Here is a 19,986-nt window from a genome sequence, read left to right on the forward strand (position 1 = left end):
TTCCCCCTATCTTTGATTTTTTCATACAAAAATGATATAATCTCTCCAATTATAATTCTATTATCTAGGGTGAGTATTTTATGAATAAAAAATATAGATGTGAGCTTTGTGGCAGGGAAATATCAGAAATAACTAAACATCATTTAATTCCAGTAGAAAAAGGGGGAAGGGACTCCCATATAGCTTTTTTATGCAGAACATGTCATTGTCAAATCCATGCTCTCTATACTAATAGTGAACTCTCTTATAGACTTTATACTATAGAAAGATTAAAGAATGAGGAGAAAATAAAACGTTATTTAAATTTTGTTAAAAATCATCCAGGAGATGTGTACATACCAATAAAAAAATCAAAATCTGCTAGACGAAAAGGATAAAAAAAGCAGCAATGAATTAACCTCTCCACCACTGCTTTTATACATATTCAATTTATTCCTCACAATCATCATGACTTCTCTTATAAATAGAACTTTTTTTAATTATTCTTTTTATTTTTGAAACAAATATAAGATTTATTAATATAAGAACTGTTGTAGTTACAGCTCCACTTATAAATCCCCCTCCAACAGCAATCCCTATACATGCCATTACCCATATAGATGATGCTGTAGTTAACCCTAATATAGTATTATTACGATCTTTTAATACACATAACGCTCCCAAAAAACCTATTCCAGATACTACTTGTGCAGAAATTCTTGTTGGGTCAATTAGGTTGTTTTCTTGAGACATATAAATACCAAATATCATGGTTAAAGCTGAACCTAATGATACCATCACGTGGGTTTTTATTCCTATAGTTTTATTTGTTAAATCTCGCTCCAATCCAATTGCTGCACCTAACAAGAAGGCTACAACAAGTCTTATTACTACCGTTTTTTCATCCAAATATTACGCCCTCCATACCTTTTATATTATATCCTTTATTGTACATTCTCTATTGACTGCAATCAATATTATATTATTCTTACATATCTATTATAATGATGCTCTATTTTATAATACCAAGTTTCAAATACCTCAAACCTAATCTACCTTTATTTTGTTCTCTCTAGCATATATATTAATGTAATAATTCTTTCACAATAAATAATAATATATATATATTATGAGACTTCTTTTAAAATTGTATTATTAGTAATAACCAACAATATTAAATTGATTTTTGACGTATTTTTGACTTATAAAAAGAGAACCTTAAATATAATATAGGTTCTCTTTAAGTATATTATCCTTATAAATTTATAAATTTATAAATCTATGAATCAATATGCGCTTGTATTAAGTCTTAAATAGCAAATCTTTTCCTGTTGTAATTTTCAACCTTTTTATTTCACTTTCAACCGCTAAAAATTTAGAAAATATAAATAGTGTATCTTTTGGTAGAACACTACATAACTGCTCTATTAATTTATCTTCTTCCTCTTCTAATAATTCCAAAATATAATTATTATCCAATTCATATGTTTTGTCTAACATAGTCCCCCACCTTTTATATATTATTTCTCTTCATTACTTTTACTATATAAATATCTAATTCCTTACTAATTTCCAAAACTATAGGTGAATCTCTTCCATGAAAATCTATTGCTCTATATAATCTTTCTTTTAGTTCTTCTATTTTATCTTTCCCCACATTTACCTCCATTTTAATAGAGGTTGGCCAACTTCTTATGTGCACTGTTTTTTATTTTTTTTCAATGAACTGATTATATAAAAAATTTTTCCATCTTGCAAATTAAAAAAAGTTAACCAAATTCATGTCGAACCGGTTAACTTTTTCCTGTTTCTGTTAGTTTGTCTTGCAACAATTTTTCCGTTTTATATTTCTTATATTATTATTTTTACCACCCATCAGGATCATCTGTTTGCAATCGAATTTGATTTGCACTGGATACTCCATGGTTTTTATTAATATTAGCATTTGTATTTTTGTCTACTACAAACACCACATTTAATAGTAGTATAGTACCTGCTATTATAGTTATTATCTTTTTTTTCATTTTACTCACCCCCTCTGAAAGTTAACCAATTTGACATTATTATAGTTAACATTGTAACATAATAAAGGAATTTGCGATAATTTTTTCCCTCTTTTTATGTTTCTTTAATCTGTTTAATTTTTTCCCTCGATTTCTTGCTAAAGTATATGCTTTTCTCCTCATTTCGACCTCTATAATATTCTCCAATCTCTGCATATATTAAAGAATAGTCTATATTTAATACTTTTGCTTTATCTGCCATCAGTATTAATTTTTCTTCATCTTCTCTTTCAATATAAATCAATACCAGTTCGTAAATTATTTTTTCAACCAAGTCCACATTCTCCCCATTATTTTTATTATATATATTTAATGCTCTTCTAAGATATCTCTCAGTATCTTCATTTATATATCTAATTACTTTTGCTGCAAAGTATAGATTTTCAGCAAAATGTGAATTGTTTGGGTTGATTTTTACAGATTCCTTTATTGATCTTGCTGCATCTTTATATTTTTTTTTATTTAAATATAGTTCAGACAAATTCCTATATGCCATAGCTATTAAATTTTTATCATTATCTTTCATTGCCGAATCAAGAATTTCAATATACTCATGTTCGGCTTCATCAAAATTATTTTGTTCAATTAAACAATTAGCATATAACATTTTTAAATCCAATACCTTTTTCTGGTCTTCATTCTCAAATTGATCCATCAATATTTGTAAATACTTTAGAGCTTCATTAATTTTTTTTATCTTTTTATATATTAATGCTTTATTAAAATATATCCTTCTTGAAACTTCATTATTTCCTATATCATTGTTTAGTTTTAATGCAAAATTTAGTTGTTCTAATGCGGCTGCATAATTCAGACGCATTGCATTATTACGCGACTTATTAATATAAAAGCTTGCTTCATCTAAAGTATTTCCTGAATTAAGACATACTTTTAATCCATTCCTACACATTTCATCACTTCTATTATATTTATGTTTAAAATAATAAATATTAGCTGCTAATTTATACATATGAATTTTCATACTGTCTTCGATATTATATTTTTTTATTAATCTTTCACCCTCATTTAACTTTTCTTCCAGTTTATCTATTTCTTTAGTTTCTTTCAACTCGCTTATAATATTCAAAAAGAATATGTTGTTAGCTTGGCCATCTTCGTCTTTAATTAATTCATCTCCAGTAATTAAATTAATGTCTATTCTTTTTTCTTTAGCAATTTTATTAAAATTTTTAGCAAGCCCCACTGCTAAATTAGAAGTTAACTTTTTTCTGTTATTTTCGATTTGACTTATTAAGTTTTTGGTACAAATCCCTTCTGCAATTTCCTCTTGAGTTACTCCAATAATATTTCTAAGTTTTTTAATCTTTTTGCCTACTGACATAACTTCATTCTCAAAAATTGTTGTCGCCCCCTTTTCTTGGTAATATTCTATATATACTAAAATACCATGTCAATAATCAATTTTGGAAATAGATAGTTGATAAGTCTTATATACACTTAACCTACTAAGTATTACTAATAAAAAAATAAAAACCAGGATAAATAGTAATCCTGGTTCTAACTATAGCGATTCCTTCAACTTTTACACTTATTATTTAAACTTTTTATTATACGTAACATATATCTCCATATTCACCTATTATCATTAAATACACATATGCACATACTTTGCAATCGTCAAGTGCATTATGCGAACCAACTTTCCACAAACCAAAATAATCCTTTAAACTTTCTAATTTGTAACTATTCAATTTAGAATTTCTATCAGTTTCAAAATCATATTCCCTTACTTTTTGTCTTGCTAATTTTAATGTATCTATAACCCTATTTTTTATTTTTTTTATTCCCATTTTATATATTTGATGCATAATAAAACTTACATCAAATTCAGAATTATGTGCTATTAGTACATAATCCTCAATAAAATTTACAAACCTTGGAATTACATCTTCAATAGATGGAGCATCTTCAACCATATCATTTGATATTCCATTTATTGAAGTTATTTTTTTTGTAATCTTTCTTTTAGGTTTTATATATGTATTAAATGTTTCTACTGGAGCTCCATTTATAAATTTAATAGCTCCAATTTCTATAATTTCGCTACTATCATATTTTAACCCTGTAGTTTCTAAATCAAATACTATAAAATCGTATGGCCTTTTTGTTGTTCCTGGTAACTTAATAAACTTTTCGTAATCTACTTCATGATTACTCCTTCTTATTTTTTTAAGAAAATCTTTGTCCAATTCTTTATCAATATTATATTTTTCAAGTGCTTCAAATTTATTTAAATACAATTCTTCTGTTGTTATTCTTTTTTTATTTACACTATTATTATATAAATCTGCATCAAATTCATTTATATCTTTTTTTATTTTACTTTCTATAATTTCATTTTCACATAAAAGTTCGTTGGATTCATTAGTAATTTGCTCATTCAATCCTAATTTGGCTTTTATTGTTTTTATTTCTTTCATAACTAATTTCATCTTTCTAAAATTACTAGCAAAACTTATGATTGATATTATAACTATAAATAAAAATATAATGTGATAAAACATTATGATAAAACTAATTAAAGCTATAATGAAAGCTATTCCAGAAATTTGATCATATTTACTACATTCTTTTTCTAATTTCTTTAATTCCTCTTCCATAAAAACACCCCCTTGATTAATTTTACCACATAAAGGTAATAGTTAACAATGAGGTGATACTTTTGAAAAGTAAAAGTTTTATACATATAGATATAGCCATTATACTAGCTTTATTCTCTATAGCTTTAATTTTATGTTTTAGTGTATTTTTTTAAAAATAATGTTTAGCATTTATAAAAGCTGGTAAGAATTATAATGAACTGTTTTTTAAGCATTTCGAATGTTTGATTTGTTTTTCTGTATGATTTATTATCCTAATTTTTACAGAAAATATTTATTACCCAACAATATAATATAAAAGAAAAGGGCCTAGTTATTATAACTAGGCTCTAACATTTTTGTCTAATTTTAAATTTTATTTCACACAATCATTACAAGGATCCTTTATATTCAAAAACATATTTATCTAATTTGTATGTTTTTTCCTTCATATTCCATATGCCATAACTCCAAATAATTGAGATACATCCTTCTAATTACTGCACTTTCATGTGTAATAAATATAGTGTCCCATATTTTTTCATCTGATTCTAATGCTTCAAACAACTTCTCTAGCCTTCTTCTAGCAGTAACTATTATGTTAATATGTTCATTATAAAAATTTATATCAATACTATCTATTTTCATCTTTTGCAACCTCCAAAATATTATAATCCCACGTGGTATACATTAATTATATATGCTTCTATACTGCTTGTAACGTCTTGAATTTAGTGATACAATTAGTGTATTATCACATTTGCAACTTTAGTTATAACAAATTAAAATAAATAGAGATAAATAATCGGATATATCGGTTATATACTGGTTAACATAGGCAATATTTCTTGAATAAATAGGAATGTGTCTTATTTTTTTGCTTATTTTCTTTAATTTGTAATGTATTTTTAATAAAATAAACTCCTAAACAGGTAAAAATTACATAGAAATTAACTTCAAAGCCTTAAAAATCAAACAATTTGAATAATAAATTAAAATGAATTAAAAAAACAGCAGCTGGATTGCTCCTTGCTGCTGCCTTTTTATTTTATTTATGTTCTTTTAAATAAACATTATTATACCAATCCAAAAACTCTCCAAAAAGTTTTTCTTCTGCTTGTTTTCTAGCTTTTATTGCGTCTTCTCTTTTTATATGTCTCCCTAAATAATACACCTTTTTTCTAAATGTTATATTGGAAATCCACTTCTTTCTTGTCTTATCCCATCTAACACCAGTACAACCGCTTTTATTATTAGATTGTAGCTTATTTCTACTTATTATTGGTATGTTAGTACCTTCTACTATGTGTATTTCTAAATGCTTTTTAATAGCTTTCTGCATATTGTTCTTAGAGTTTTCTTTTCCCAAACACCCACAACTTCTAATGCTTCCTTCATTAAGAACATATTCGGCTACATAAGCTAATTTCCCACAATCGCATTTACATTCCCAAACAACTGAACCATTATTTTTATCTCTTTTATCTGTAGCCTTTAAAGCTGTAAGTCTTCCAAATTTCTTACCAGTTATATCTTTAGCTTTAAAATAGTTTTCTTCTCCAAAACATCCACAACTATTTGTATTACCATTTAAACTATCGGCCCTTATCCATAGTTTATTACCACAATCGCACTTACAGTAATAATAAGTACGTTTGTTTTCTCTTTTACGTTTTAATAAAGTTAATCGACCTATCTTTTCCCCTGTATGATCTATTGCTTTCCCCATGCTTAAAACCTCTTTAAAATAAAATTGGAAAGTAGCTTTTAAGGATTAACTACTTAGAACCTACACCACGTGTTAAAGGTTAATAAGTTAATTAAATTTAAACAATATCTATATCTGTTATTTTAATTACTGTTTCTAAAGGATTTGCTTTATTTTCTTCTATTACATCAAATTCAACATTTAAAATATAATCTACATTAGCTTCATTATCTATTTGACCTAAATCAAATGATATTATTCCATCTTCTAGTAATTCATCTACTCCTAAATTATCAAGTGGATCATGACCTGTTTCTTCTGAAAATGCACATTCCATCTTTAAAAATGTACATTCTTCTCCTTTGTATTCTTCCATTAATTCTTTTAATTTGTTACTGATATTTTTCATTTCTCATTACCTCTTTCATTATTTTTATTTGGTTATCTCCTAACCATGATTTAATTATACACGTTATCGTGTATAATATCAACACCTTTTTAGAATTATTTTACTATTTTTTTAGATTTTTTCTTTCATCTATATAAATTCTTTCCATACTGCTGTCTAATATAACCCATTGTTTACCAAATTTCTTACAATCTACACCTTCTACAAGTTTACCGTTAGATATTGCCCTTCTAAGTGTACTTTCCTCTCTGCCATATTTGTCTGCAGCTTCTTTCAAGCTTAATAAATCATCCCAGTTAAACATTCTTATCCTCCTTAAAACTGTCTTCCTATAGATCTGTCACTTAACCAATGTAAATTTAAATCAAAGTAATTTCCTTTTCCATTTTGATTCTTACATCTCCAAGGACATTTTATATATACTCTTCTCATGTTCCCTTTTTCCCATAAACTCATTTCTATTTTACTATCTCTACTTTCTTCTTTTTGATAGTAACTTTCAACTTCTTCTAATAAAATAGCTTCTTCATCAGAAACATTTAATTCTTCTTTAATTTCGTCTGCTCTTTTACTCATATCTTCTCCTTTCATTAAATAAGAGATACAAATCCCTAATTGTGCCATATAATCAACTTCTGGAAACTCCTCTTTAATTCCTCTTGTCATTTTATGTGCCTTTACCATTAATTCTTTCATATCCCTTACCTCCATTTACTTTATATTATTATAATACACGTTACCGTGTATATTGTCAACACCTTTTTTGAAATATTTTGCAAATAAAAAAAAGAAGGTAGAGAAGGAACTTAATCCCACTCTACCCTCTTTAGGTTAACTGTTTTCTTATTTATTCTTTATTAGTATACTACATATCTAATAATTCACACCAGTTAAAATTGCCCAATAGCTAATTAGGAATATGCTATCAAGTATTTTTGTATTTTCCAAACATTTCATCAAGCGAAATAAAAAAAGTTAGTATATTTTATATTATAGATATCAACTTCTTTATTTCTTTATAAACATCCTTGTATGGCATTTCTTTATTTATTAACTTAGGCAATTTCATACTCATAACTCTCTCTATGGCCATTATATCCAGTAATGTACTTTGATTAAGATCTTCTCTTTTAGTTCCTTTTGGTATTCCTAACTTTTCATTAACTAGCTTAGTAAAATGAATGTAATACATCTCTGGTTTATGACTTCCTTGCTGAATAGCATAATAAACAAACTCTTGAATTTCATCTGTAAATTCTCTTCTAGTTGCTTTACTATCCTTTCTCACACCTAACCATTTATCATCTTTTCCAATTGCAATATAAAATCCATTTATCCTAAGTCCATTTACAACCTCATATACATAATCATAGAAATCATCTGCTACACTTTGCCTTGATTTTCTACAAATATCATAAATCCCTCTTTCCGTATACATGTAAATTCTATTATTCTTATTATTAATTTGCGGTGGTATGAATTGTACCCCCGTTACTTCAATAGAGAATTTATCTAGTCTTTCTTTATATTGCATGTGAATTCTTTTAATTGCATTACTTGGATCTTTGTATTTTAATGCATATCCTATTTGAGTTCTACTCATAAATATTTCATTGCTTTCATTCATGTAAAAATCACATACTGTTCCTAAGAATTTTTCTTGTTTAACAAGTTTTAGTTTCATATTATCACTCCTTAAATTAATTTTTTACATACAAAAAAGACACCTAAAATTAATTAGATGCCCTAATTTTCATTATTTAAATGAATCTAGTGTGCAAACTATGCACGGTATAAATATATTTCGAGTGCCAATAAAACATACACCCGAAATTTAAAAGAAAACTTATCTAATGTCAGAAAAACCTACGTTAGAAATTTTAAAATTCAGACATGCATAAAATGCACATCCGGAATTTTAAAACGTCATAAATAAAACACTAGCAATTAAATAAGTGTTATACTACATACCTAATAATTCACGCCAGGTATTTCTTCCCACTATTCCGTCTGCAGATAAATTATTATCTCTTTGGAATTGAACTACTGCATTAGCAGTTCCATTTCCAAAGTTCCCATCTATACCATTTGTAATGATAAACAATTTAGCTTTGAGAAACTTTATTTAAAATTTAATGACTAATTCGCTAAATGGGACTTTAATGCACAAAAGCCATTGCCCAAAATGGCAATGGCTCAATTTATATTATTTATTATTTTCCATATCTTCAAGTAAGTAATGGCAAACATTAATATGAATACCTTGTCTCTTTAAAGATAACAATAAGTATCTGGTATTAAGCTGTTCATCAATATGAGTTTGTATAAAGCTTTCATACTCTTTGTATGTAGGCTTTTCATCTATAATCAAAGAACTTAATGTATCTCCATAAAAAGCTTTCATATCTTGTGATACTTTACCTTCTAAAATCCTATCTTTTAACACACTTAAACTATTAAGAATCATTTTTACCTTTTGTTCAGGTATATTGTGGTCTATTGTAAACATATGAAAAGAGTATTTATTTTCATCTATTACACTAGAAAGCATTAATTGAAGTGTCTTTATCTGATATTTTAATAATTCGTATTTTTCATCTTCTGCCATCTTTAAATCACTCCCATATTATCCTACAACTTGCATTATTGCCCATGTAATTATTCTAGCCGCATATAAAGGAATACCTAATTCACCAGTCATAAATGATAGGAGTTTACCTTCAATCGCACCTGAAATACTCTCAAGAAATGCTCCTATTGCATATGAGTTTTCTGTAAGATACGTAGCAACTGCTTTATCACCTATAAGGTCAAATACAGCAGCAGCAGCACGTCCACCATATTTTAATGCCCATACAAGAGCAGTCTTTTTAATGCCCTTTGACTCTCTTATCATATTATCACTGTATGGAGTTGTGCCTATTGTACTTAAATCTAATGTAGTAGTTGTTACTGTAGTCGTTTTAGCTACTTCTGTATTATTCCTCACCTCTACAGCGAACGCAGGTACTGACACCCCTATACTAATCGCTAAAGCAACAGTTAATGTAATTGCAATACTTTTAATTTTATTTTTCAACATAAATGTTCCCTCCAGTAGTTTATTTTTTTAATAGTTTGTTCACAATTACATTACCATATTTATTCAAATATATCAACTTTTTCTAATTTATAATTTAACGTGATTCAATTCGGATTTAATTTCGCTAACCGGTATTTTTTACGAACTTCAAAAATATCGGTTTAAAACCATTGGTAGAATATTAAATTTTAATTTTTAGTTTAGTATTTATAAAATTTAAAAGTGATATTTTATGTGTATCAACGTAAAATATCACTTTTTCTAATCTATTAGTGCCTATATTCCTAGCAATTTAGACCAGGTATTTCTTCCCACTATACCATCTGCACTTATCCCCATTGAATACTGGAATCCTATTACAGCATCTTTTGTTTCTACACCAAATTTACCATCTGGATTAGCACCAACACGTAATTGAATCCACTGAGTAATATTTCCCTTTGCTCCTTCTTTAACTAAAGGGCAAGCAGCTAGCGTAAGTGGTCCAGGTATTCCATCTACATCAAGATTTCCAAAACCCTGCCTATTTAATTCTTCTTGGAGTTGACTATAAATATTATCATTATTTGTATTTACTGGTGGAGTCTGTGGAACTATGTTGCCATTAGATAACAACATTCCATCATTAAACTCATTTACATCTACATAACCACCTATCCCATTTATAGAACCTGTCTCTGTATACTGCCAACCAACAACATTAACGAATCCTGTTGGAATTGGACTACGTCCATAACTAGCTACCCACAAAGGCTGCATTTTAATTCTAAAATCTAAGTTATCTCTAGCAAAATAAGCACCACTATAGATCATTACATTTTGACCTGACAATTCTTTAAAAGTCTGTATAAACTCTAAACACCTATTAGTTAGCTCACTTTCACTTCTTCCATAATTGTTTGTTTCTACATCTAAGCAAGGCATAATATCATAATGCTTGTTTTTTATAGCATTATAAAAATCTCTAGCCTGTTCACTAGGGCTTGTCCTCTCACTTAAAAAATGATAATATCCTATATGCTCTACTCCTGAATTTTGAATTCGACTGGAGTAAGTATTAAACATACTATCTTGCCAGTCTACGCCCTCAGTAGCCTTTATAATAACTGCTTTAACCCCATCATCTGAAACTGCATTGAAATTGACATTCTCGTTGTATGCACTTATGTCAATTCCTGTATAAGCATAAGCATTTTGAGACATAAAAAAAGTAGCTATAAAAGCTACTAATAAAACTGATATATTCTTTTTTAATTTTTTCATAAACCTAAACCTCCCACAATTTTAAATTAAAATGGAGTAGCCTTTAAGACTACCCCTGAACTGGATTCAGCGCGCTATTAATTTGTTCTAACTTTGCTTTTAAATCTGCATTCTCTTGTAGCAAAGCTTTCGTATCAATATTAATGTTTTCTGTTGTTTCAACTGTTTTCTCTGGTGTAGAAATTTCAATATTATCTTGAACTTTATTTCCTTGAGTTAATACATCTTTATTGGTTGATATATTGGGATCAGGTACTTTAATATCATCTTTTTTAGCATTAAGTGCAACTTTCTTATCTGAAATTCCACTTGTACTTGTATCTACGACTACCCCTAGCATAACTAATATAGTCAATACACTATTTACTATATCTCCATAGTTATTTGGGATTAAACCCTTTAGTCCAAGTTGTTGTATAAGTAATACAATGGCACTAATTAAAGCCACCCAAAAAGCCTTATTCCTCATTCTTGCTTTTAAATCAATTGTTAACATTTTACATTCCACCTTTTCCATTAAATTATTTTTGATAGTCCAAATAAAATCCCTATAGCACCCGCTATCAAAGCACCAATTGCAGTTTTAGTTAGCCAACTTATTGTATTTTCCAAATCTTGAATTCTATGGTTAACTACCTTTATTTTTTCGTCTAAATTTTCTACTTTTAGCTCTGTAGAACTCTGAGAATTCTCTAAGAGTGTTTCTATCCTCACCAACCTTTCTTTAATATCCTGAATAGTTTCTTGCTGATCCATATTACACCTTCCTTCTTAATTTAAAAAATAAAAAAAGATTAGATCTCTCTAATCTCCAATCGTTTGGAATTTTACTGAGCTGTTACATTAACTATAGGTAATAACTCTTGATATTGCTCTTGTGTTATTTGGTTAAAAGTATAAAACACATTAAGTTTATTAGTCATATCCTCCTTTGTAAACCTCTTATTTGTAATTAAATTTTTTAATAAATTGTATAACATCTTATACACCTCCTGTTAATTTTTTATATTGCATATCTGAAATTATTTCTTGTAAATCTAATACTTGTAGTTTTAATATCTCTGTTTCAGTTTTTGGTATTCCTGCAGGCGATGTTTTTGGAATATACTCTTCAATATAATCAAATAATCCATTACCATTAGGAGTTTCTTTTAATTTGAATTGTTTCCCTTGATTTTGTAGAATAAAATATTTATTAAAATCTTCTCCAGTTATTTCAATATCTGTTTTTAGTGGCTCTGGCGTATATTGGTCTTTTATATAGATAACAAAACTTCCATTCTCAATTCTAAGATAACATTTATCCAATTTAATTCCCCCCCTCTACTTCCATCTTCCTACCCCGAAGTAAGATATTGAATACCCAGCTCCTGGCGTCAAACTTCCATTTACAAGTATTCTTGCTGTGTTAGAATTCAACTGATACATCGTAGGTGATGCCGAGCTCCAATTTCCCTTACTTGGATCAGCTGGACATATGCTTGTATAAAATTTTAATTCAAATCCTGCTGGCATAGGTGAAGGCAAGGTAATATTTATATCTATAATTGTTCCTCCTACATTTGGATATCCAGCAGTACCACCTCCGCATAACAATAAACCACTTGGAAATTTAGCATACCATGTATACCTATCACTACTAAACCAAGTAACCACATTTCCTAAATTCCATGCCGCTTTATCAGCATCAGACACAAATCTGTTATTTGCATCTGTCATTACTGAAGTTGCTTGTGTCCTAAAACTATATTCATCATAAGTACCATTACTATTTTTAACCTGGTAAACTGCATTTTTTACAGCCATTTAATCATTCCTTTCTATAATGTTTGTATCCAAACTCCCCCAACTGTTTGTGTTGTTGGCTGTGTAGTTTGTACTATTATTGATGTTCCATCTTTACCAGCTGGACCTTGAGGCCCTGTTGCTCCAGTAATACCTTGTGGTCCTTGTATTCCCTGAAGTCCTCTTGATGGTTTTCCAGTATCATTAGAACCTATAAACCAATTTCCATTAGCCCCTATAGTTGGAGTTATGCCATCATTGCCCTTAGGCCCTTGTAACCCAGTGTCTCCCTTTGGACCTTGTGGACCGGTCGTTCCAGTATCCCCCTTATCTCCTTTGATACCTTGTATTCCCTGTACCCCTTGTTGTCCAACTGGTCCCTGTGGTCCAGTTAACCCTTGAGGTCCTCTTATATTTTGCTGTTTGGGTGATTCTAATGAACTATTAAGTTCCCAACTAAGAACTCCATTACTATTTACTGTTGGATACCATGCTCTTTGAATTGTACCAGCCTCATTTGGAGTGCTATTTATTTCTGTGTTAATTTGCTCTATTACATTACTACCTATATTTCCTACAGTTATTTCTATGGTCATTACGCCTTCATAAATTTCTCTAACTTCGGTAATTCTCAAATCTTTATTTTCAATACTGTTCTTAACTGTTACTAAATCCCCTAAATTCCAATCTTCTTCATATATGAGGTTTTTATTTATAATCGTAGATTCTGTATTAGAAACATAATCATATTCACTTAATTTACTTAATGCTCTATCCTTCAAATTATCTGTTTCCGAAATATCTCTTGCATCAATAAAGACCTCTCTTCTTTCAATTCCAGCAACATCATTTTTCTTAATCTCCTGAACTTTTCTATCTGTTCCTTCTCCCTGACCACCAACATATCCTACATTCCTATAGCTAACTGAACTACTTGTATAAATGGCATTTGTTATATTGTTGTAATCACTTGAAAAAATAACTCTTGAATTAGTAGATTGTCCAGCTGTTCTATCAATTCCCAACTCTACATCAAATATAAGTTGTTTTGCTTTTGGATCTAAATATACAAACCATCCTATACCCCCTAAGCTAGCTATACTTTCAATTTCTGCTTCAAGGTTTTTATATCTGCTTTGCCAACTAACATTTAATCCTCTATTTTGGTTATTAGCTATTATTAAACCAGGTATTTTCCTATTTGCATCTATAGGGTTTACACAATTCGCATCTATATAGTGCTTTATAACCTGCTCTGCTGTTCCCTTGATTTCATCATTAACACTCCCTACTGGTGGTATTGTTATTCTTCTCTCTAATATACTTTTTATGTCTCTCCCTTTTACTGTTATTTGACTTTGGTCCTCGTCAATTTCTATTTCTTCAATTATCATAGACTTGTTTTTACTAATATAAATATAATTTTCTTCCTTTAATATCTCTGCATATTTTATTGGTGCTACAAGCTGAAACTCCTTAGCCTGCAAAAAACTTCTTACAAAATAAAAAGAGATATAGTCCTCTATATCATCTAAAAAAGTAAATTTATTATCAAATATTTTTAAAGCGTTTCTATCCATATATCACCTTGTGTATCTCCAACTGGAGTCGTCGCTTGAATATATATGCCTCTAGTTCCTTTGCCTTGCATATTTGTAAACCAAATATCAAATTGATCTTTCTTAACTTGCCACTGATTGTTAAATAAGTTCCACATTGATTGTAAATCATCTTTCCCCAAGAACTTCATATATCCACATAGTGAAGCTTGTCCTCTTTCATCTTCTACAATAATACTTGTCCCCCTAATAGTTATCTTTGCTAGAGATAACTCATACATTGAATTATTTCTAGTAAGAGCCGGTGGGGCTGTTGCTGTTCCTGCCACCACCACAATATTCAATGTTCTATTTATTATATCTAGTCTTAAAACCGCTCTGTCTATTCTAGTTACATTACTAGAAATAGTCTTTGCTAATGCTGTTGTGTTAAGATACAAATATCCTTGAATACACCCACTTCCTGGCAATATATTAACTTGAGTTTCACTTATTTTTACAACTTTTAAACTATCTGTTGCTGGATTTATTCCATCACCAATAAACGTTTTAAAGTAATTTGCAAAATCTTCTGCTTTGTATTTTCTATCACCATTTACACTATTAAAAAAACCTCCAAACTCTGCCATATCACACCTCCTACAAACTAAAATAATGGCATTTATATTTTATTATTACACTTTGGGGTAAATAATCTCCATCTGTAGCATAACTTAGAATATTGCTACCTGTTTCTAAATCAAAAAAGTTACTATCTATATCTATATAATGGTATGCCCTTTCTCTTGTATTCCCTTTCATTACCTCAACCGCTTTATTGCTAAAAGAAGTATTTATATAAAGTATTTCATCTTCTGCAAGTACTCTATTTACTTTTATAAATTTCTTTCCTAATTTTATTGTAGGATTCAATGCTGGACCATTAAAATATACTTCTAAAGGCGCTGATACATTCCCATAATTAATTATTTCTATCTCATTAGGGCCTTTTCTTGCAAACTCTATTCCATTAGAAGGTAGTTCAAACTCAAATTCAAATCCACCTTCCCATGTCTCTACATTTAAAATCGTTTCTTCTTGATCCTTCCAAAATGGATTAAAACATTCAAAATCAACTTTAAAGCCTAGGCACATATTATTGTTGGTTTCATAACTAGTAGAATAAAGTGGAGTTGCACTTACGGAACATTCAATCTCTTTACTAACATTATCATTTGTATATTTTAGTAATAAAGTATCTAATGGATTTAATGTTGCATCTATATTATTTTTTATAGCCTCTATTTCCATTCTATTGTCCGCAAGAATTACAGCTTCAATATTTATTTCTCTTTCCTCTAATGTCGTAGATAATAAAGTTGATCCATATTGATTAATTCCTTTTATCTTATTAAAAGTAGTGGGTATAGTCCCTTGATAAAACTTTGTTATTAGCACCCCTGATATTAACACATAAGAATCTAAAGTTATTGAATTACCTATTCTTTTATTTATTATGTCAATTCTCATATTTCACCTCTTATGCAAATCTTGCATCCCTTAAAGCCTTTTTACTTGCTTTTGCCACTTCGTAAGGGCTTTCTGTTTTCCCGTAAAAATTAAGAGTTTGGTTTACTCCTCCGTTTAACTTTCTTTGAGATGCTGCCGAGTTTTCAACACTTTCACTTTTAAATTTTTTTGATGAAGGATTTAACTGCATTCCAACATTTATATCTGTGCTTAAATCCTTAATTGCACTAGTAACTAAATACTTACTATTTTGAATTCCTTCCGCTAAACCTTGCATAAAATCAGGCATCCAGCTTTCATAATCCACAAGCGGACCTACATCTGGCACGGAGAAATGCAGATAACTTCTAATAGTATTTGCCACATCTTTAACTGCATCAACAATTCCGCCTATTGCTCCTTTTATCCCCTTTATAATTCCTTCTATAATATCTTTTCCCCACTCTAAAGCATCACTTGCTATATTTCCTATAAGATCACCTAAGTCATGCCATACATTAACGAATATACTTTTAAAATCATCCCATGCTTGTCCCCAATGTCCAGTAAGTAAATCTAATCCAACTTTTATAACTCCGCTTATAATGTCCCATGCTACTTTTATAACTCCTGTTATTGCATCCCATACAATTTTAAAAGTATCCTTTATCACTTCCCATGCAGGTCCCCAAATTCCTTTTATAAGTCCTAATGCTCCTGAAATAATTATATATAGCTCAGTTACAATAGGCGCGAGAACTACTTTCATTACATTCCATACCTCAACAAACACTTGTTTAATTTCTGGCCATACTTGATCCCAAAACGCTTTAATTTTGTTTATAGCTCCCATTATTGTAGGAGATATATAATCCCAAGCTTTCATGACAGTATCTTTAATTGCATTCCAAACTTTTGTAAATGCTTCCTGAATAGAGTTCCATATTTGTATAAACTTCTCTTTAAATTGATTAAAAGTTGTTGGAAGCGTTCCTCCAAAGTGCTGTGCAACCCAATTTTTAATTTTATCCCAATTTTTAATTATTGCTCCAACTGTTGCTGCTATAGTTAATGCTAATATTCCCCACGGACCAGTAAACAATGTTAATGCTGCTCTTGCAGCAGTCATTACACCTTTTACTGAAAAAGCTGACCTTAATGCTTTAAATATTTTAGGACCTAACCCAATGACAGTCGATCCTAAACCTATTAATGCATTTTTAAAAACCCCAAGTATTCCAGGTATTTTACCAAATATTCCACTTAATAATCCCGGAATACTCTTAAATGGACTAATTATTTTGCTAACTATTCCAGTGAGTGAAAAGCTTCCTATTAACCCTGGTAAAGATTTAATACTATTGACTAAAAGTTTCCATGGACCAAGAAATATGGTGCTCATTTTCCCTCCTAATCCTCCTAATGCAGAACCAAAAGTTCCAAATGCTGATACAACTTTACCTCCTAAGGTACCAAGTACAGAAGTTAAAGAAGTAATAGGCTTAGTAAGCATATTAAACAGGCCACCTGCTTCAGTTATTTTTGTGGACATTTTACCAAAGCCTCCTACTAGCTTTGATATGCCAACTCCCAAACTACCTATTTTCTCAACTATTGTTCCCAAGAAAATAAGCAACGGTCCTACTGCTGCAAATACTAAAGCACTATTAATTATCATTTTTTTGGTGCCAGAATCTAAACTTGCAAAAGATTTAATCATTGCTGTTATTTCTTCTATTATTGGAGTCAGCATTGGGAGAATATCTTCGCCAAATGTAACCCCTAAGGCTTTAGTCGATTCCTTTAATTCCTTCACTTTATTAACTGGTGTATCCTTCATGCTATCAGAAAGATGTTTTACTTCTCCATTTGCATTGTCTGCGTTATTTGCAAGGTTAGTAAGATAATCTCCACCTTTATGCAGTAATACATTCCAACTTGCTAAAGATTCCTTCCCAAAAATAGTTGCAATAGCTGCCTCTTTTTGCTTATTGGTCCAACCGGACATTTTGCCTTCCATTTCATTTAAAATCGTTCCAAGATCTTTCATATTACCTTTACTATCAAATGCAGTGAAATTCATTTCTTTTAATGATTGTTGCATCTTCTTAGTTGGTTTTGTTAAATTGACTAAACCAGCTTGAAGTGATGTGGCTGCTGTACTTGCTTCAATTCCGTTTGATTCTAATATACCAATGGCTGCTGCTGTTTGAGTCATAGGCTGATGTAATGAATTAGCTGTTGCTCCAACTACGCTAAAGGCTTCTCCAAGGCTTGTTATACTAGCTTTTGTATGGTTAGAAATATATGCAAATGAGTCTGCCATATGTGCAGCATTTTCAGTTGTTTTTGTGGAATCATTTGTCTTCATTCCATAAGCTTCAAGTGAACTTCCAAGCTGATCTACTACAGTTGCTAATTCTTCATTTGCACCCCTTGCAGTATATAAAGATGTCTCCATTATTTTCATAGCTTCACTTGCACTATATCCATCTTTAACAAGAGTTAACAATCCCTCATTTATTCCATCTGTAGACTGTCCAAAATCTTCGCTCCATTGTAATGATGATTTTCTCATTTCATCCATTAGCAAATCAACTTGATCTATTGGAATTCCAGTTGCTTCTACTTCTTTTCTTATATCTGCTATTTGGTGTTCAAACTCTCCAGCCAACTTAGAAGCTACCCCTATACCTGCGACTATTGGCGCAGTTACTTTAGCTGACATAGACTTTCCAACACCAGTTATCTTTTCCCCTGTTGCTTTTAGCTTTTCACCTACTTCCCCTGCTTTCTCTCCAAAAGCTTGCAGAGATGGTTTAGCATTATTTAATTGTCCTTGTAAATTTTTTAATTTCCCCTCTGTATTTTGAATTTCTCTTTGCAGTGCTCTATATTGTTCCTCATTTATTTTACCTTCTGCAAATTGCTGTTCTACCTGCTTTTCAGCCTCTTTTAAAATCTCAAGTTTCTTTTTAGTATTTGATATATTCTCAGTTAAAATTTTCTGCTTTTGACTAAGCATTTCTGTTGATGAAGAATCAAATTTTAATGCCTTTTTTACTTGATTTAATTCACTTTGTAAGTTGCTACTTGTTTTATTTATATCTTTGAGGGCATTATCAAGTGGTGCTGTATTACCACCAATTTCAACCGTTATCCCTTTTATATTACCTGCCATTATGGTCCTCCTTTCCTACCTATTTTTTCTCTAAGTGACTCTCTATCTGGTGTCGTTTGTTCTATTCTCCAACAATTATCCAAATATTCCCTGCCCTCTTCTGTTCTATTATAGTTATATATAACCGCATCCTTTAGATATAGCCAATATTCAAATATATCTAGTTCTTCTATATCCTTAAAAGTACATCTTGTATATTCACTTATAATTTTTTCTTCTAATGTATTTACCTCATAATGTCCCTCATTATCATCCTCTCCAGGATAATAAGGGACTTTTAGTTTGGGGAATTTTTGCTTTCAGATAACCATTTAAAAAATTCAATTAGTATTTGTTGTATTTGATCCAAGTCAAGTTCATCAATAACTTTTTCTGGCACTTTACATTTTTTCTTATTCTTGCTTAGAATTAATTTAACAGCCTCTGTCAACTCATCCATAGCACTTTCATCATTCGCCTTAGATAAAGCTGTAATCTTTTTTAAAGCTTTTATCTTAGGAGGCTCAACATCAAGTGTTAAGTCTCCTATTTTTATATTAAAATACCTTTTATTTATAGTATTTATATCAAGCATTCATATCACCTCACGCTTTTGCTACAACTGTTGTTTTACCAGATTTAATTGCCTTAAATTTCGAATCAACTTCAATTATAACTATTTCATTTCCTGTAGTTGCTGTAATATCACTAGTTCCATCCCATGCTGAAAATCCTGCTGCAACATTACAAATATCACTTGGTTCTGGAATTGTTACAGTACTAGCTGCCTTATACATATAGCTATTTCCAGAATCAAGTGTTTCCTTAACTGTTATTTTAGTTGTACCATTTGTTCCTCCAGGAGTTGATGTTACTGTCAAAACTTCTTG

General features: G+C 30.0%; 28 protein-coding genes. 1 reads left to right on the plus strand and 27 read right to left on the minus strand.

The genetic code is table 11. From position 1 onward, the window contains the following. The first annotated feature begins 80 nt into the window (after nucleotides 1-80). Nucleotides 81-377 carry an HNH endonuclease gene (locus FAY47_RS11410; RefSeq protein ID WP_143316843.1) on the plus strand — a complete coding sequence of 99 codons (297 nt, stop codon included), beginning with the start codon at nucleotides 81-83 and terminating at the stop codon, nucleotides 375-377. Between the two features lie 52 nt (nucleotides 378-429). Here the strand turns inward: FAY47_RS11410 and FAY47_RS11415 are convergent, their stop codons facing one another. The 27 genes from FAY47_RS11415 to FAY47_RS20965 all read right to left on the minus strand — a co-directional run bounded on the left by FAY47_RS11415 (nucleotide 430) and on the right by FAY47_RS20965 (nucleotide 19,977). Next, nucleotides 430-888: an MgtC/SapB family protein gene (locus FAY47_RS11415; RefSeq protein ID WP_143316844.1), complete on the minus strand. Its 459-nt coding sequence runs from the start codon at nucleotides 886-888 to the stop codon at nucleotides 430-432. 393 nt (nucleotides 889-1,281) lie between these two features. Further along, entirely contained in the window at nucleotides 1,282-1,479 is a 198-nt protein-coding gene (locus tag FAY47_RS11420) for a hypothetical protein (protein ID WP_143316845.1), read from the minus strand. A 13-nt stretch (nucleotides 1,480-1,492) separates the two neighbouring features. Beyond that, a complete protein-coding gene (locus tag FAY47_RS11425) occupies nucleotides 1,493-1,636 on the minus strand; it encodes an aspartyl-phosphate phosphatase Spo0E family protein (RefSeq protein ID WP_185966808.1) in 144 nt (47 codons plus the stop codon). Between the two features lie 208 nt (nucleotides 1,637-1,844). Further along, nucleotides 1,845-2,003 (minus strand): hypothetical protein, encoded by a 159-nt coding sequence (locus FAY47_RS20305; protein ID WP_185966809.1) that lies wholly within the window; start codon nucleotides 2,001-2,003, stop codon nucleotides 1,845-1,847. Nucleotides 2,004-2,097: 94 nt separating this feature from the next. Then, nucleotides 2,098-3,384 carry a helix-turn-helix domain-containing protein gene (locus tag FAY47_RS11430; protein WP_243129607.1) on the minus strand — a complete coding sequence of 429 codons (1,287 nt, stop codon included), beginning with the start codon at nucleotides 3,382-3,384 and terminating at the stop codon, nucleotides 2,098-2,100. Nucleotides 3,385-3,610: 226 nt separating this feature from the next. Continuing rightward, nucleotides 3,611-4,663 carry a 3'-5' exonuclease gene (locus FAY47_RS11435; RefSeq protein WP_143316848.1) on the minus strand — a complete coding sequence of 351 codons (1,053 nt, stop codon included), beginning with the start codon at nucleotides 4,661-4,663 and terminating at the stop codon, nucleotides 3,611-3,613. Between the two features lie 402 nt (nucleotides 4,664-5,065). After that, nucleotides 5,066-5,290, minus strand: coding sequence for a hypothetical protein (locus FAY47_RS11440; protein ID WP_143316849.1), 225 nt, complete (start codon nucleotides 5,288-5,290; stop codon nucleotides 5,066-5,068). 400 nt (nucleotides 5,291-5,690) lie between these two features. After that, entirely contained in the window at nucleotides 5,691-6,371 is a 681-nt protein-coding gene (locus tag FAY47_RS11445; RefSeq protein WP_143316850.1) for an AP2 domain-containing protein, read from the minus strand. 97 nt (nucleotides 6,372-6,468) lie between these two features. Next, nucleotides 6,469-6,759, minus strand: a complete 291-nt coding sequence (locus FAY47_RS11450; RefSeq protein ID WP_143316851.1) for a hypothetical protein — start codon at nucleotides 6,757-6,759, stop codon at nucleotides 6,469-6,471. Between the two features lie 103 nt (nucleotides 6,760-6,862). Continuing rightward, nucleotides 6,863-7,063 carry a helix-turn-helix domain-containing protein gene (locus tag FAY47_RS11455; protein WP_143316852.1) on the minus strand — a complete coding sequence of 67 codons (201 nt, stop codon included), beginning with the start codon at nucleotides 7,061-7,063 and terminating at the stop codon, nucleotides 6,863-6,865. Between the two features lie 11 nt (nucleotides 7,064-7,074). Further along, complete coding sequence (locus FAY47_RS11460) at nucleotides 7,075-7,455, minus strand: hypothetical protein (protein WP_143316853.1); 381 nt, start codon at nucleotides 7,453-7,455, stop codon at nucleotides 7,075-7,077. A gap of 289 nt (nucleotides 7,456-7,744) precedes the next feature. Then, entirely contained in the window at nucleotides 7,745-8,443 is a 699-nt protein-coding gene (locus FAY47_RS11465) for a BRO family protein (RefSeq protein WP_143316854.1), read from the minus strand. 279 nt (nucleotides 8,444-8,722) lie between these two features. Beyond that, nucleotides 8,723-8,863, minus strand: a complete 141-nt coding sequence (locus FAY47_RS11470) for a peptidoglycan-binding domain-containing protein (RefSeq protein ID WP_279232058.1) — start codon at nucleotides 8,861-8,863, stop codon at nucleotides 8,723-8,725. 102 nt (nucleotides 8,864-8,965) lie between these two features. Continuing rightward, nucleotides 8,966-9,367 carry a hypothetical protein gene (locus tag FAY47_RS11475; protein ID WP_143316856.1) on the minus strand — a complete coding sequence of 134 codons (402 nt, stop codon included), beginning with the start codon at nucleotides 9,365-9,367 and terminating at the stop codon, nucleotides 8,966-8,968. Nucleotides 9,368-9,385: 18 nt separating this feature from the next. Then, the gene (locus FAY47_RS11480) at nucleotides 9,386-9,841 is read right to left on the minus strand and encodes a hypothetical protein (RefSeq protein WP_143316857.1); all 456 of its coding nucleotides are present in this window, start codon (nucleotides 9,839-9,841) and stop codon (nucleotides 9,386-9,388) included. A gap of 276 nt (nucleotides 9,842-10,117) precedes the next feature. Further along, nucleotides 10,118-11,104 (minus strand): GH25 family lysozyme, encoded by a 987-nt coding sequence (locus FAY47_RS11485; protein ID WP_143316858.1) that lies wholly within the window; start codon nucleotides 11,102-11,104, stop codon nucleotides 10,118-10,120. Nucleotides 11,105-11,153: 49 nt separating this feature from the next. After that, nucleotides 11,154-11,600, minus strand: coding sequence for a phage holin (locus FAY47_RS11490; RefSeq protein WP_143316859.1), 447 nt, complete (start codon nucleotides 11,598-11,600; stop codon nucleotides 11,154-11,156). 20 nt (nucleotides 11,601-11,620) lie between these two features. Further along, the gene (locus FAY47_RS11495) at nucleotides 11,621-11,860 is read right to left on the minus strand and encodes a hemolysin XhlA family protein (protein WP_143316860.1); all 240 of its coding nucleotides are present in this window, start codon (nucleotides 11,858-11,860) and stop codon (nucleotides 11,621-11,623) included. Between the two features lie 71 nt (nucleotides 11,861-11,931). After that, nucleotides 11,932-12,084, minus strand: a complete 153-nt coding sequence (locus FAY47_RS20310; RefSeq protein ID WP_185966810.1) for a hypothetical protein — start codon at nucleotides 12,082-12,084, stop codon at nucleotides 11,932-11,934. Nucleotide 12,085: 1 nt separating this feature from the next. Beyond that, nucleotides 12,086-12,412 (minus strand): hypothetical protein, encoded by a 327-nt coding sequence (locus FAY47_RS11500; protein ID WP_143316861.1) that lies wholly within the window; start codon nucleotides 12,410-12,412, stop codon nucleotides 12,086-12,088. 15 nt (nucleotides 12,413-12,427) lie between these two features. Beyond that, nucleotides 12,428-12,910, minus strand: a complete 483-nt coding sequence (locus tag FAY47_RS11505; RefSeq protein WP_143316862.1) for a hypothetical protein — start codon at nucleotides 12,908-12,910, stop codon at nucleotides 12,428-12,430. A gap of 14 nt (nucleotides 12,911-12,924) precedes the next feature. After that, the gene (locus tag FAY47_RS20315) at nucleotides 12,925-14,469 is read right to left on the minus strand and encodes a siphovirus ReqiPepy6 Gp37-like family protein (protein ID WP_185966811.1); all 1,545 of its coding nucleotides are present in this window, start codon (nucleotides 14,467-14,469) and stop codon (nucleotides 12,925-12,927) included. Further along, nucleotides 14,451-15,077, minus strand: a complete 627-nt coding sequence (locus tag FAY47_RS11515; protein ID WP_143316863.1) for a hypothetical protein — start codon at nucleotides 15,075-15,077, stop codon at nucleotides 14,451-14,453. The genes FAY47_RS20315 and FAY47_RS11515 overlap by 19 nt, the downstream gene beginning before the upstream one ends. Before the next feature lie 10 nt (nucleotides 15,078-15,087). Next, entirely contained in the window at nucleotides 15,088-15,957 is an 870-nt protein-coding gene (locus FAY47_RS11520; RefSeq protein ID WP_143316864.1) for a phage tail domain-containing protein, read from the minus strand. Nucleotides 15,958-15,967: 10 nt separating this feature from the next. Continuing rightward, nucleotides 15,968-19,117, minus strand: a complete 3,150-nt coding sequence (locus FAY47_RS11525) for a phage tail tape measure protein (protein ID WP_143316865.1) — start codon at nucleotides 19,115-19,117, stop codon at nucleotides 15,968-15,970. A gap of 277 nt (nucleotides 19,118-19,394) precedes the next feature. Continuing rightward, the gene (locus tag FAY47_RS11535) at nucleotides 19,395-19,691 is read right to left on the minus strand and encodes a hypothetical protein (RefSeq protein WP_143316866.1); all 297 of its coding nucleotides are present in this window, start codon (nucleotides 19,689-19,691) and stop codon (nucleotides 19,395-19,397) included. Between the two features lie 10 nt (nucleotides 19,692-19,701). Then, the gene (locus FAY47_RS20965) at nucleotides 19,702-19,977 is read right to left on the minus strand and encodes a hypothetical protein (protein WP_243129612.1); all 276 of its coding nucleotides are present in this window, start codon (nucleotides 19,975-19,977) and stop codon (nucleotides 19,702-19,704) included. Nucleotides 19,978-19,986 lie beyond the last annotated feature (9 nt).

It is taken from the genome of Clostridium sp. HBUAS56017 (genome assembly GCF_007115085.1).
Taxonomy (GTDB): Bacteria; Bacillota; Clostridia; order Clostridiales; family Clostridiaceae; genus Clostridium; species Clostridium cibarium.